Genomic DNA, 14039 nt, shown 5'->3' on the forward strand with positions numbered 1-14039 from the left:
GACAGGTTTATCAGCAAAGCGAATAAGAAGCTGTCTGGCTTTAACAGTGCTAAGGGCTTATAACCACTGGTTTATTCACAATACCAGAAAGAGTTTGAATCTTTAAAACGTAGTTTCCTTTTGGGATTTGTGATACATCTATATTGATAATACCATTTTGTTCTTTATTGATTTCTTGTCTATATAGTGGGTTTCCGGAAATATCTATTAATTGAATGGATTTAATGAGTACCTCATTAGAAGTCCAGGTCAAAGTAAACTTGCCGTTAGATGGATTTGGAAATAAATCAAGTAAGGATTCAAGTTTTAATTCCGGAAGTCCGATTTCGCTCAGTTTTCCGCTCTTCAGGTTTTGTTGATCGCACCTGTTTTTTACGGTAAGAATCACTTTATAGTGTAAGCCAGGGGTAACATAAGTGTGTAGAGGCATGGCACCAATAGCAGTGTCACCATCCCCAAAACTCCAATGGTAGATTACCGCATTTTTAGAGTTTGTTCCATCAAACTGAACCTTCATGCCAGATGAAGTTGTACTTACAATGTGATAGCTCCAAAGAGCTTCCGGAGGAAGACACAGTCTAACGACTTTAAACAATGAGACGCTATCACCACAAATATTTACCACGGTCAATCCTACTTTTACCGAATCATGATTTTGGTAGGAGTACTTTATCTCGGAGCCCACAGTGTCTTTGCCATTTCCAAGATCCCAGTAATAGATAGTTTGACCAGGGGTTGGGTTTGCGGTAAATATTACAGTATCTCCCACCTGAGTTATATTGAAGTCGGCCCAAAGGCTATCACATACAGTTATAGTTTTTATGGTCGAGTCTACGTTTCCACAATTATTATACGCTAAGAGTTTAACGGTATAAGTTCCTGCGGTATCATATACATGTGAAGAGTTTACAATGGAAGTGTCGGTTCCATCGCCAAAATCCCAATACAGAGAATCGTTAGAATTAGTAGAATCTAAAACAAAATTGGCTTGCAAAAAGTGAATACTATCGGTAAATGAAGTGGATACTAAGGGGCAATGTTTTGCCGTCACTAAAAAATCATCGATAGCAACATCACCATTAAATCCGCTAAAATTTCCTTTAAATTTAACTTGAATTGTATCTCCACTAAATTGAGCCAAACTCACTAAATGATATTTCCATGGGGCAGTCGATGAGGTTTGCTGAGCACCGGTAAAAGTATGAACATTTGTAAAGCCATTCTCATTTCCTACTTCCACTTCGAGAGATGTAATATCAGAGCCATACATATGGTAGCCAAAGCGAAGTCTTGGATTTACTCTCAACGGGTTGATATAAATTTGGGGGGAGGTAATTTCACCTGTGGTTGGATAGTTTGTGCCTGATGCCTCAGTATAAATATACTTCCCAGTTCCCCCGCTACCATTAGCCGGGCCCGTGGATGTAGATGTTGTAGCCCCGGTCATGACACCAAAATGAGGTGCTAAGCTATCGGGCCGATTCCAGCATGGGCTAATCTCATTTCCTATGTTACTTAAACTCACTCCTGGTACCCATGCTGTGCTATCAAAGTTTTCATAAAATGGTATGTTATAAAGTGGACAATCTGTTGTAATAACAAGGGGACCTACCCATTGGCTGGTATTTGGAGCTATGCAACTATCTCGTACGTAGAACTCATACTCTGTCCTTGGGCTTAAACCATTAATTGTAGTGGGATTGTTAGCTGTAGAAATAAAAGTGAAAGCTCCTGAGCTTGCGGTTGGTCGGTACTTAAGCTGCCAGGAACTTGGAGTCGCTGCACTCCAACCAAGGGTTACACTGGTTCCTGTGATTTTCTCTGCATGAAGTACGTAGGGTTTTGGGCAAATAGGCGCTTCTTCTATTGCAATATCGTCTATGGCAACATTGGTTTTGGTACCGGTAAGCGCATATTTGTAGGATGTAAAAGCTACTTCGATAGTGTCGTCTTTAAAACCGGATAAGTCAATCTCCATTTCTTTCCAGGCATCGGTATTGGAAAACTGTTGCTGACCAATTAAGGAAAGTACTTTCTTACTCACGTCTTTACTTTCAACAAATACAGCCATAGAATCAATGTCAGCACCATACATGTGATACCAAAAACTGAGACTTGGTTTTGTGAGATTACTCAAATCTAGCAGGGGAGTTTTAAAACTAGCTGCTCCGTAAACGGGCGATCCCGAACCACCACTTCTCACTGAAAATACATATCTTCCGTTACCGGTAGTATGATCACCAGAAGGGCCGGTTGAAGGGTGGAATGTTGGACCTTGCCGAGCTAAAAAGTAAAAATCGCCCCCAGTCGTTTTTCGTTTCCAACAAGGAGGAAAGGAATTATACACAGAAAAGTTAGCGCTGTCAAAATTTTCAATAAACGGAGCTAAAACAGGGGAGCAATCTGTTATGAAACTTATGGGACCAAACCAGCTCGAAACTTGCCCCGGTGCGCAGCTATCACGCACATATACGTCATAAGATGAGGAGGGAGTAAGGCCAGACAATATCACATGTGGAGTTGCTGTATTTATTAAAATTCCATTCTGAGCAGAGGTACCTGTTGGACCATAGCTTACATTCCAATTGTTTGCCCCACCGCTTATCCATTTAATACCAGCTTTTACATCGGTTTCAAAACTTATTGTAAGATTTTGGGGAGTTTCACATGCAGTATCATTAGAGATTCTAAAGTCATCAATTGACATATCTGTTTCAGCCCAAGGGCCAGGGGCATAGGGCACCTTTTCTCCTGTAAATCTTACCTGGATGGTATCTCCCAAGTAGCTACTTAGGTTTATCGTTACTTTATCCCAGGCATCAGCCCTGCTACTTTGCTGAGGACCGGTTATGGAGTACTCAAGATTCCAGCCAGAGCCATTGTTTATATGCACTTTAAATGATGCTATAGACAGGCCGAACAAGTGGGTGAAAAAGGTTAGTTTAGGATTATTTAAGGTATCTAGATCTATTAATGGGGACTTAAGCTCTGTTGTGATAGGATAATAATTTATACCATTTATTTCGGTAAACATGTATTTGCCATTACCCGTGGTATGATCATTCTGAGGACCTGTATTTGGAGTTCTGCTGCTAGCAGGACCAACCCTCCAATAATAGGTGTTTGCAGAGCTGCGTTGCCAGCAACTATCTATAGATCCTCCATTCTGTGCTGTGCCAGAGCTAAAAGTAATTTTATCAAAATTCTCAAAAAATGGAGCCTTTTTTATTTGGCAATTTTGGCTAAGTGCAATAAAATTAAGAGTACAGAAAACGAGAAAGGTGAACAGTAGTTTTGTGCTTTTCATCTTACAATTTTTATTAAAAATATATTTTAAACATTGATATACCGCCTTGTGCAGTATGCAACTTATTGTGCGCTAATTTTTGCTGATTGAGCGAAATAGAACAGAACCATTTTTTTCGGTTCCATCTCATTAATACTCATTGCCATAGAATTGAGCTAGCCAAAGAAACATAAGGGGTGTCTCTTATAGATTTGATAAATGGAGTAAGACAGTGCTCTTGCCATTCTTTCTTTTTTTGGGAACAGTAAAATTTATCTAAATTCAAACCCTTAATTAAATCACCATGCTCCAGCGCCTATTCACGGTTATTCTATTGCTTATCGCTTTTTCGGCAATGGCCGAACCGGCCAGTTATATCTTTTGTATAGAGGCAGAGGGCTTCGAAAGTTTTAAAGCTGTTGTAACCTTTCGTGCCGTAGACTTTGGAGAAGGCACCGCTCGCCAAATGGTGATGAACAAAGTGAGGCCCGCCTTGGGTGATACCACAAAAATTGACATTATCCTGACGGGCACTTGCCCCTGCGGAACGGATTGCCAGACCCTAAAAGTAGTTCCCAAAAACTGGAGCGGCAACCTTAGCGAAAATTATGATAAAGGTGGTGCCAAAACCCTTCCTAGTTCTTGCGCTGCCGTGATAGATAAATTGGCTTATGAAGCTGAATCACTCTTCAGTGACCCTGGTGGTTTTTTGAAACGAAACCTTTTTGGGCAGAAATAAAGATTCATACAAAGAGCGTTTATCTCATAAATCTCCATGAGCTTTTATAATATTATCAAAAATCCGTTTTGATATTACAGGTTTTTTTGAGCTTGGAATATAAACTTCCCAAGGCTTCAAGGTTTCATTTACAGAAATTCGTTATTTAGTGGTTTGTAAGAAAAGGCCGATGCTTTTTCTAGTTTCAACTAAAAACTGCCAACCCCTTAATGAGCCTTTTTCAAAACTCAGTACTCAAAAAATACCTCTCAGCGCAAGACAAAACCCACGTAAAGGAAGCTTACGCAAAATTTACCACCTACTTTCATAATCCTGAAATACAGGAAAACATACGCAACTCCAAAGAGGAGCAGTTTCAGGAAGGATTTCTGCGAGAGCTTTTTGTAAATGTACTTGGCTATACCATCAACCCCAATCCGGGGTATAACCTTACCACCGAACTCAAAAACATAAAAGACGCCAAGAAAACCGATGGCGCCATCCTGTCCCCCTCTGGGGGGGGTGCCACAGGCGGGGGAGGAAATTCGAACTCTTCTAAGGAAAGCGGACAAACTGCCCTAGCCGTAATAGAACTTAAAGGCACCGATACCAAAGACCTGGACAAGGTAAATGACCAGGCCTTTAATTATAAAAACAATCAGCCCGACTGCGTATATGTAATTACCAGCAACTTTGAAAAGTTGCGGTTTTACATCCACAATGCAGTGGAGCATGAGGAGTTCAACTTGTTTGCGCTTAGCGCAGAAAGATTTTCTCTGCTTTGGCTTTTCCTGCAAAAAGACAACCTGCTTAGTGGGATTCCCGCCAAGGTGAAAGAGGAAAGCCTGCTGGCCGAAGAAAAAATTACGAAACAGCTTTATGCTGATTATTCCGCCTTTAAGCAAGAGCTGTGGCAGGATATGGTAAAGCAAAATCCACAACATGACGAGCTTTTGCTGTATAAGAAAAGCCAAAAGCTGTTGGACCGCTTTCTGTTTATATTTTTTGCTGAAGACAAGGGCCTACTGCCGCCAAACAGTATTAGCCAGATAATTGGCCAATGGGAAAAGCTCACCGAACTGGATGAATACCGCCCGCTGTATGACAGGCTAAAGAAGTATTTCGGCTACATGAACAGCGGCCACAAGGGCAAAGCTTTTGAAATACACGCTTACAATGGAGGTTTGTTTGCCGATGATGAATTGCTGGACGGCCTTATTATAAATGATGAACTGCTAAAAAAGCACTGCCGAAAGCTAACGGAGTACGACTTTGAAAGCGAGGTAGACACCAACATACTGGGGCACATATTTGAGCATAGCCTCAACGAGATTGAAAATGTACGCGCCCAGCTGGAAGGCACCGAAATAGATAAAAGCAAAAGCAAGCGCAAAAAGGACGGGGTATTTTACACCCCCAAGTACATTACCAAATACATAGTGGACAACACGGTAGGCAAGCTGTGCGAAGAAAAGAAACAGAGCATTGGTATTGATGATGAAGAGTTTGCCAAAGACCGTAAAGGCCGAAAAAAGACAACCCTTAAAAAACTGGATGCCCAGTTAAAGGAATACCGCGAATGGCTGCTGCAGCTTACCATTTGCGACCCCGCCTGTGGTAGTGGCGCTTTTTTAAACCAAGCCCTGGAGTTTTTGATGGCCGAACACCGCTATGTAGATGAACTGGAAGCACAGCTATTGGGCTATGCCTTTGAGTTTCCGGGAGTGGAAAACCACATACTGGAAAAGAACATATATGGTGTAGATATAAATGAGGAGAGTGTGGAGATAGCCCGCCTCTCGCTATGGCTGCGCACTGCCAAAAAAGGCCGAAAGCTCAATAACCTGAGCAGCAATATAAAAGTGGGCAACAGCCTGATAGATGACTCCGCTGTGGCGGGAGACCTGGCCTTTAACTGGCAAAACGAATTTCCACAGGTATTTGAAAGGGGAGGGTTTGATGTGGTGATTGGAAATCCGCCTTATTTAAGAGTACAGGGTTTGAGAACCAATTTTGAAGTTGAGTCAGTTTTTTATGAAAAGAATTTTGATAGTGCCACAGGAAGATTTGACATTTATGTTCTCTTCATTGAAAAGGCTTATGGATTAATAAAGGATACAGGGAAGGTGAGCTTTATTCTCCCTCACAAATTTTTAGTTAGTGATTTTGGAGTTGGTATTCGTGGATTTCTTACCGTAAATAAAGCGGTTGAAAAAATTATTCATTTTGGCTCTGAAATGGTCTTTGCTGATGCTTCTACTTACACCTGCATTTTAAGTCTTTCTAATCAAAATGAAGTAGTTGAATTTAAAGAGATAGAGCCAATGCTGCTTTTCAATCCTTTTAGTTTTAATCAAATGCGAGTATCAGACCTATCCTCTGATAAATGGGATTTACAAGGGAAAGATATTTTCAATATTATTTTAAAATTGAAAAAACAGAAGCATACGGTGAAAGACCTATTTGACTGGATTAGTCAAGGTATTGTTTCTGTTGGTGATGATATCTTTCTGATGAGAGGAACCATTCAGGGAAATAGTTTTATTGGATATTCAGATAGGTTAGAAGCTAACATCGAATTAGAAGCAGGGGCGATGAAGCCCTTATTGAAAGGAGAGGATGTCAAAAAATATTCGGCATTATCCCCAAGCTACTATGTACTATACCCTCATTATGAAAAAGCAAATAAGACAGTGCCTTTGGAAGAGGAAGATTTTCAACAAAAATATCCTTTGGCCTATAAATATATGCTTCCATTCAAAGAAGAATTGATTGAAAAGAAAGTAAGGTATAAAACCAATCCCAGATGCTGGTACAGCCTTCATAGGTCTAGAGATATTTCCCTTTTCCAAAAAACTAAAATAGTTACCCCTGAGACCTCCTTTGGAGGTAATATGACCATAGATGAAGAAGGCTTACTTCACAATACCCAGGTCTATTTATTAGTCGATAAGAACGAGTTAGAACAAGATAAAAAGTATTTGATGGCAATCTTAAATTCCTCCTTGCTTTGGTTTTATCTCCAAAATACAGGAGCCGTGCTCAGAGGGGGATACTTTAGATTTAAAACAAAATATTTGGAACCATTCCCCATGCCCTTGAGTAACCTTGAGGCTCAGCAGTCGTTTATATCGAAAGTAGATTTGATAATGGACAAAACCAGAGATTTGCAAACTATTCAGCATACTGTTCTTGGTTTTCTCCAATCTAAATTCTCCATCGAAAAACCCTCCAAGAAACTCCAAAACTGGCCCTCCTTAGATTTTGAGGGATTTTTGACGGAGCTTAAAAAAGCCAAGGTAAAGCTAAGCCTGGCCGAGGAGGCCGAGTGGATGAGCTACTTTAATGCCCAAAAAGACAAAGCCAACACCCTGCAAGCCGAAATAAACCGCATTGACAAAGAGATAGACCAAATGGTGTATGAACTTTATGGGCTTACTGAGGAGGAGATAAAGATTGTGGAGAACTCGTAATTAACCAAATCATAATAACCATGTATCAAACTAAATCCAATTTCACAGAGGAGACTTTAGAATGGCCTTCGTATATTCCAGATGGTGCGACAAAACTTATTATGGGCACTTTCCCTACTGAAGCAAGTAAAAGAAGCTATCCCTTCTTTTACCCTAATACTGATAATTCCTTTTGGCGTGTCCTAGCAGCTATTGCTACTCATGAACTAAAATATTTTGAAGGAGATGAAGCTGTTCATGAAAGGAAAAATATACTCGATAAGCTAAACATGGGAATCACAGATATTGGAAATAAAATTTTACGAAATGGTAATAGTTCATTGGATGCCGATATTTTCCCAATGGAGTTCACGGATGTTTTCAAAATTTTAGATGAAACCCCCACGATAAATAAACTCATTTTTACAAGCAGCACAAGTAAGAATAGTGTTTTGGGATGGTTTCAAGCATATTGTCAATTGAACAGCCCTTTGAGATTATCCGCACTTGATGGATCTAATAATCCAAAGCGATGTAATATTTTAAATTACTCAAGAAAAGTCTCTGTAACTATTGTGCATTCGACTTCTGGTGCTGCTAGACGTTCTTTTGAGGAATTATTAGAGATGTACAGGTTTGAAATAACCCCAATGGATAATCTGAAAAAAAAGTAGTCATGACGAATCTAAAGATGATGGTGGATGAATACTTAAAGAGTAATCATATTAGCTGGCGTTTTAAAGTGATAGAATTTTACAAAGGTTTACCAACTGAGGAAATATTGAAGAAGGCTTGCTTAGCAAAAACTCACATTGGCAAGATGGATTCACATCAAAGAAGGGTTGGCAAAGAAAAATGTAAAGAGGGTTTAAGAATTATGATGACCAAGGAGAGTGAAGTTTGGAAAGCTAAAACCTTTGAGGGGTTGAAGCAAGTCACTGATTCTATCGCCTCCGTCACTCATGGCCTTGGTCCATTGTGGTCTTATGATACAGCGCTTCGTATTGGGTTTAAAATGAATGTTTTTCCAGATAGGGTGTACGTGCAGAGTGGAGTTAGCGATGGAATTAAGAATCTGTTAGGGAAAGATTTCTATAAGAATCTACCAAGAAATAGGGGTCACAAATATTGCTTGCGGGAAAACCTGCCGAAGGAGTTGCATGGGATGGAACCAGCTCTAATTGAGAACTTTTTATGTATATATAAAACACAGTTGATTATGTATGATTAATAAAATCATAAAATCTCTAGAGGGCATAAACGAAAGAGCTGCCGCTATCGAATTTAGAGGAGACGCTAATTATACCAAGGCTTGTATGGAAACCCTAACAAGCTTGGCTTATGGCAACAACTATCATGTTTATGGCCATGCCAATATTATAGAGCCTACCATGAATGAATGGCTTTATGATATGGTTTGGTGCACTCCAGAACCCCAGAGCATTTTCCATATTCAAAAAATTCACCTTGTGGTAGAAAGTGAGTGGAAGACTGGGAAGGATGAACAAGAATATGATTTCTACAAGCTGGTACAAGCACGAGCAGAGCTAAGGCTTTTTATTTTTCAGGCTAAAAGTGTAGAGGATAGAATGAACTACTTTAAAGATATAGTAGAACGTTCATCGATAGCACAGGAAGGTGACAACTATTTACTCGCTTGCTGGAATGATGACGGTGGCTTCACCTTTGGTTCTTTTAGCAAAGGAGGAGGGTGGGATTATTTATCCAATTGAGTAAATCCAATCTTTGCTTTAGGAGTCTGACAGGTTTCTCTGCATCGCGTTGATAAACCAACCTGTCAGGGCTGAAAAAAGATGGTATTACAAATGCTAATAAAATCTTAAAGATCAAACCTTTTGACGTACTTTGTGGTTTACTAATTCAAATCAATTCGTACTCAACTGTTTCCCTATATGGCAAATTCCTATTCAAGTAAAAATGCTCAAGAAGCCAGAGTAATTATATCGGGCGTTCAAAGTGGCGATAGACAGCAATTTGAAATGCTTTATGATAATTATGCTCCATTGCTTTTGGGAGTTATCTCAAGAGTTGTAGAAGACGAGCGTCTTGCTGCGGAAGTCCTGAAGGATACTTTCATAAAAATAAGAAAGGATATGATTGACGGGCATTGCTCTGCAGATAACTTATGTACCTGGATGTTGAGCACTGCTAGAAATCTTTCTTTAAAAGTGGTGGGAGATCGTAAACTTGATCAACAGCTTGAAGAAACTGCCGGAGCACTAGAACTTGTATTGCAAAGAGGATATACCGTGGCGCAAGCGTCTGAAAAGTTAGGAATGAGCGAAAAGGAAATTTGCCAAGCCCTTCATGCGGAATTAACTACAAAATGGTCGCAGAAAGGATGAACAGAAAATCAACAGCACTTATAGAGTCTGGTGTATTGGAGCTTTACGTTTTTGGTATGGCTACCGATGATCAGATTAGAGATGTAGAATCTGCGCAGGAAAAATATCCAGCGGTTGCAGAGGAGTTAAATCAAATTCATCAACGCATAGAAAGCTTTGGTAAAGCTAATGCGGTTAAACCTCCATCTTTGGTAAAAACCGTGGTAATGGCTGCTGCTGATTATATGGAACGGCTCAGAAATGGGGAAAAATTTCTGGACGCACCTATACTTACCGAGAAGTCAACAATTGAAGATTTTAGTCATTGGCTAAACCGTAAAGACATGGTGCTGGCAGAAGTGAAAGAAAGCATTTATGCCAAAATCATAAGCAGCACAGATGACCGTACAACCTCTATAGTTTGGGCGAAGGATTGTTTAGAACCCGAAATACATAGTAATGAGCGTGAGAGCTTTTTAATTGTAGAAGGAACTTGTGAAGTATCTATTGATGATGAAACTCATTATTTAAAGCCAGGAGACTTTTTGTCAATTCCGCTTCATACCAATCATAGCGCTAAGGTGACTTCCGATATACCTTGCAAATTTATAATGCAGCGAGCGCTGCTTCATGTGGCTTAGAAAACTCGATATAAAGTTGACCTCTAAACGAGCCAAATTCCTAGCTGACTAAGAATTCAAAAAATAAATGAAACGTTCAAAAGGCAAAGTTAGAACACAAAAAAAAGCGACTATAAGTCGCTTTTTTCGTATAAATTAAATTCTCTGAAGTGTATTCTTAGTTTTGAATCAACACCTTCGAGGTTTTGATTAATTCTGAATTTGAATAAAACTGAACTAAGTACATACCACCGTCTAACTCTTTAGAGTTTAAACTTTGTGCTTCTGCAGGACTTGCCGAAACTAGTTGTCCTAATGTGTTGTACACTTTTACTTCCGTAATACTTTCATCACTTTTCCATTTTAGGATATCTGTGGCTGGATTTGGGTAAACGTAAGTGTTGGCAAGAACTTCTTCATTCATGCTTACGGTGGCCGCTGCCATATCAAATTTCCATAAATCTGTAGGAAACACATTGGTCAATCGGTTTAGTCCACCAAAAAAGTAAACATCATCACCTATTACAAAGCTTCCGGGAGCCCATCTACTTTGTCCAGGATGAGAAGGAAACTGAGTCCAAGTATCACTTTTCGGATTGTAGCGCCACATTTCTCCATTTGGCATATAGCCATGATTATCACCATCTCCGCTTAATACAAAACCGTATCCATGCATTCCAAATTGTGTTCCTGCTACGCGTGCTTCACCAGGAAATTTATTCATTGCTGTCCAAGTATTTGTAGCAGTATCAAGCTTAAACCAGTCATCATAAATCACATTTCCACGATGACCTAATCCTGCAAATACTTCTCCACCGGCATTAAACATAAATGGGTGATGTCTACCTGCGCTAGGTAAGCTGGTAATCTGAGTCCAATTATCAGCCTTAATATCATACATCCACCAGTCTCTAAGGTCACCTGATGCATCATCTCCCAAGCCTACATATATTTTATCGCCAATACCAATCATAGCTGGATGCCTTCTACCTGTACAATCGCAACTTGCTAGTTGAGTATAAGTTCCATTGGAGTCAAGACTCCAAAAGTCTCTTAAATATTGTGAGGTGGAGAAACCAAAACCCATGTAAGCAACACCATTAGTCACGGTACCAATACCAAAACTACGTGCAGCACCAGGAAAACTTGGCATCGTTAGCCATGTATCAGTTGTAGGATTGTACTGATAAGCATCTTTGGTAGGTTGTCCACTGGGTAATGTACCTGTAATAGCGTAGCCTTTTCCATTTAATGAAAATGAAATAGGGTGGTGTCTACCCACTATGGCATCTGCCTTTTGCTCCCACGTTTGGGCAAAAATTGAGGTGGAAAATAGGATGAGGGTGGCTAGTAATGCTTTATTCATAAAATGTGATTTTTATATTAAAAATGCTAAGTAATACAATTTTAAGAACTTAAAATGTCTCATAAAATACATTTAAGGATCTTAATATGCGAAATCTATTAGTTAGTATTGTAAGTGATGGATTACATTAAAAGCTAGTCTAGCATACCTTAAATATACTTCCCTCATTTAAGTATCCCAGTTTTTTATAATAGTAGTCTACGTCAGACATTACCAAAATATCCTGATCCGGGTATTCGGGTTTAAGGCATTCCATCAACTGTTTGCCAATCGATCGACCTCTGTATTCCCTTTTTACTAAAAGATCAATTACCCAAATATAAAGCCCTGAATCATTTATGGATCTTGAATACCCACATATGTTGCCATCTGCAGTAGCTACATAGGTAATAGTGTTTGCCAGTGCCTTTTGATACTTGGGCCTACCTGGATTTTCGGTGTACATGGCCCATTCTTTCCCTTCTGTTATTATAATGTCCAAAAGCTTGTTATAGTCCTGAGAGGATTGGTACTTTCTAATGATTATATCCATAATTATGAAGCTTAGTGAAGCGTATAAAAGTAGAGAAATATACAAGTTTAAGATGCCACAAAAGAGTTAAGGCAATAAAAGTTGAATGTAAGTGTGAATTTCACTCTACTACTTTACAAATAATTAATAATGAGTGAGTGAGGGGTATGAAATTTTGTAACCAGTTAAAAACAATTATGCTCTTGTTTGGGTTAATATAATTCTAATCAAAAATTACAAATATCATGGACAAGTTAGAAATCAAAGGAAGCTGGAATGAAGCGAAAGGAAAGCTAAAGCAAAAGTATGGTGAGCTTACAGATGATGATCTTACCTATACTGAAGGAAAAGAAGACGAACTGTATGGTCGTATTCAAAAGAAAACAGGAAAAACCCGCGATGAAGTAAAGAAAATGTTCCGCGAACTGTAAGCTTTCTGAAGTGAGGTTTTTTAAACCAAATTCAATGGCAGGGCCTGTGCAATAAAGGTTCCTGCCATTTGTTTTTTCGTGTTATAGTTTCAAATAAATAATTCCTCCATATTAATTCGCACCAAGTTCTTTGCTCAGCCATTATGAAAACATCAAAAACAACACAGGCAGATAACTCAGAAATGCCTCCGCATTTGAAAAAAGTAGATGCAGATAACTTTAACATATCCCGTAAAAAATGGGGTAGAGGTTTTCGCTATTTGAATGAAGATGGTGAATCCCTTGTGGATGATTCAATCTTAGATACGGTTCAAGGAATTGCGGTCCCTAACACCTGGACAGACGTTACACTGAGCGATAGGTCAGACACTTATATACAAGCACGTGGTTATGATGGGGCTGGAAAATTGCAATATCTATATCATCCTGATTATCTGGCTTATCGAAATGAGCAAAAGTTCAATGAGCTTCTTGACTTCGGGCGTGTAATTCCACGTATCAGGCGAAGACTAAGAAAAGACTTAGCTGCTGAGCACTGGGACGAACAAAAGCTACTGGCACTTATTGTAAAGATCTTAGACAAATACCATTTGAGAATTGGTAGCCGTATTTATGCCCAAAAAGGACAATCATACGGCCTTACTACTTTGCGTAAAAAGCATCTTAAGGAAGAAGAAGATTCCTTTTCATTTGAATATATTGGCAAAAGTGGGCAGGAGCGTACCATAAACCTTACGGATAGTAGCTTGGTAAAACTAATAGAAGAAGTAGCAGAATTTCCTGGGTGGGAGCTTTTTTCATTTCGCACAGATGAAGGAAAATATTCAGCAAATGCAGGTGAAGTAAATAACTATATCCGTAAAATATCTGGAGGAGATTTTAGCGCTCGAGACTTTAGAACATGGGCTGGCACAGTACTTAGCCTAAAATATCTATCTAAGGCTCAAACTATAGTGGAGAAAAACCCAAAGCGAAAATTGGGTAGCACATTGGTAGAGTTGGTTTCAGAAAAACTTGGAAATACACCTGCCATTTGCAAAGATTATTACATACACCCCGAAGTATTGAAGCATGCGATAAAAGAAGATTTTGACAGTGAACCATGTGAAGAGAAATTCCTCAAAAACTCCTTGTATCGCAAACATGAATGTAGAACCATGGAGATTTTAGAAAAGATGAACAAGGAAAGTTAAGCTCAAATTTTAGACTAAGTTTTTGAAAATGAACAAATTTCAAACTCTTATGTTCAAAATAGAAACCAAAATCAAGATATTATGAAAGGCAGGGGCATTTACATTTCGTTCGGTACT

The 14039-nt window shown here is 39.2% G+C and carries 12 protein-coding genes; 9 read left to right on the plus strand and 3 right to left on the minus strand.

Features of this window, described 5'->3' with window-relative positions; genetic code table 11:
* Window positions 1–49: 49 nt before the first annotated feature.
* Complete coding sequence (locus OWEHO_RS02535; protein ID WP_014200890.1) at window positions 50–3307, minus strand: PKD domain-containing protein; 3258 nt, start codon at window positions 3305–3307, stop codon at window positions 50–52.
* Between the two features lie 283 nt (window positions 3308–3590).
* Here OWEHO_RS02535 and OWEHO_RS02540 point away from each other — a divergent pair, with 283 nt between their 5' ends.
* The 7 genes from OWEHO_RS02540 to OWEHO_RS17725 all read left to right on the plus strand — a co-directional run bounded on the left by OWEHO_RS02540 (window position 3591) and on the right by OWEHO_RS17725 (window position 10442).
* Window positions 3591–4025: a hypothetical protein gene (locus tag OWEHO_RS02540; protein WP_014200891.1), complete on the plus strand. Its 435-nt coding sequence runs from the start codon at window positions 3591–3593 to the stop codon at window positions 4023–4025.
* Window positions 4026–4234: 209 nt separating this feature from the next.
* Window positions 4235–7477 (plus strand): Eco57I restriction-modification methylase domain-containing protein, encoded by a 3243-nt coding sequence (locus tag OWEHO_RS02545; protein ID WP_014200892.1) that lies wholly within the window; start codon window positions 4235–4237, stop codon window positions 7475–7477.
* 20 nt (window positions 7478–7497) lie between these two features.
* Window positions 7498–8130 (plus strand): G:T/U mismatch-specific DNA glycosylase, encoded by a 633-nt coding sequence (locus OWEHO_RS17710; protein WP_014200893.1) that lies wholly within the window; start codon window positions 7498–7500, stop codon window positions 8128–8130.
* 2 nt (window positions 8131–8132) lie between these two features.
* On the plus strand, window positions 8133–8687 hold the full coding sequence (locus OWEHO_RS17715) for a hypothetical protein (protein ID WP_014200894.1): 555 nt from the start codon (window positions 8133–8135) through the stop codon (window positions 8685–8687).
* A complete protein-coding gene (locus OWEHO_RS02560; RefSeq protein WP_014200895.1) occupies window positions 8680–9189 on the plus strand; it encodes a hypothetical protein in 510 nt (169 codons plus the stop codon). Before OWEHO_RS17715 ends, OWEHO_RS02560 begins: the two co-directional genes overlap by 8 nt.
* A gap of 180 nt (window positions 9190–9369) precedes the next feature.
* Entirely contained in the window at window positions 9370–9822 is a 453-nt protein-coding gene (locus tag OWEHO_RS17720) for an RNA polymerase sigma factor (RefSeq protein WP_014200896.1), read from the plus strand.
* The gene (locus tag OWEHO_RS17725) at window positions 9819–10442 is read left to right on the plus strand and encodes a cupin domain-containing protein (protein ID WP_014200897.1); all 624 of its coding nucleotides are present in this window, start codon (window positions 9819–9821) and stop codon (window positions 10440–10442) included. Before OWEHO_RS17720 ends, OWEHO_RS17725 begins: the two co-directional genes overlap by 4 nt.
* Window positions 10443–10599: 157 nt before the next feature.
* Here the strand turns inward: OWEHO_RS17725 and OWEHO_RS02575 are convergent, their stop codons facing one another.
* Together OWEHO_RS02575 and OWEHO_RS02580 are read right to left on the minus strand one after the other, a co-directional pair.
* Window positions 10600–11787 carry a T9SS type A sorting domain-containing protein gene (locus OWEHO_RS02575; protein ID WP_014200898.1) on the minus strand — a complete coding sequence of 396 codons (1188 nt, stop codon included), beginning with the start codon at window positions 11785–11787 and terminating at the stop codon, window positions 10600–10602.
* Between the two features lie 139 nt (window positions 11788–11926).
* On the minus strand, window positions 11927–12319 hold the full coding sequence (locus OWEHO_RS02580; RefSeq protein WP_014200899.1) for a GNAT family N-acetyltransferase: 393 nt from the start codon (window positions 12317–12319) through the stop codon (window positions 11927–11929).
* A gap of 224 nt (window positions 12320–12543) precedes the next feature.
* Here OWEHO_RS02580 and OWEHO_RS02585 point away from each other — a divergent pair, with 224 nt between their 5' ends.
* Together OWEHO_RS02585 and OWEHO_RS02590 are read left to right on the plus strand one after the other, a co-directional pair.
* Window positions 12544–12729, plus strand: a complete 186-nt coding sequence (locus OWEHO_RS02585; RefSeq protein WP_014200900.1) for a CsbD family protein — start codon at window positions 12544–12546, stop codon at window positions 12727–12729.
* A gap of 143 nt (window positions 12730–12872) precedes the next feature.
* Window positions 12873–13922: a DNA topoisomerase IB gene (locus OWEHO_RS02590; protein WP_014200901.1), complete on the plus strand. Its 1050-nt coding sequence runs from the start codon at window positions 12873–12875 to the stop codon at window positions 13920–13922.
* The last annotated feature ends 117 nt before the right edge of the window (window positions 13923–14039 follow it).

It is taken from the genome of Owenweeksia hongkongensis DSM 17368 (assembly GCF_000236705.1).
In the GTDB taxonomy this organism is placed as follows: domain Bacteria; phylum Bacteroidota; class Bacteroidia; order Flavobacteriales; family Schleiferiaceae; genus Owenweeksia; species Owenweeksia hongkongensis.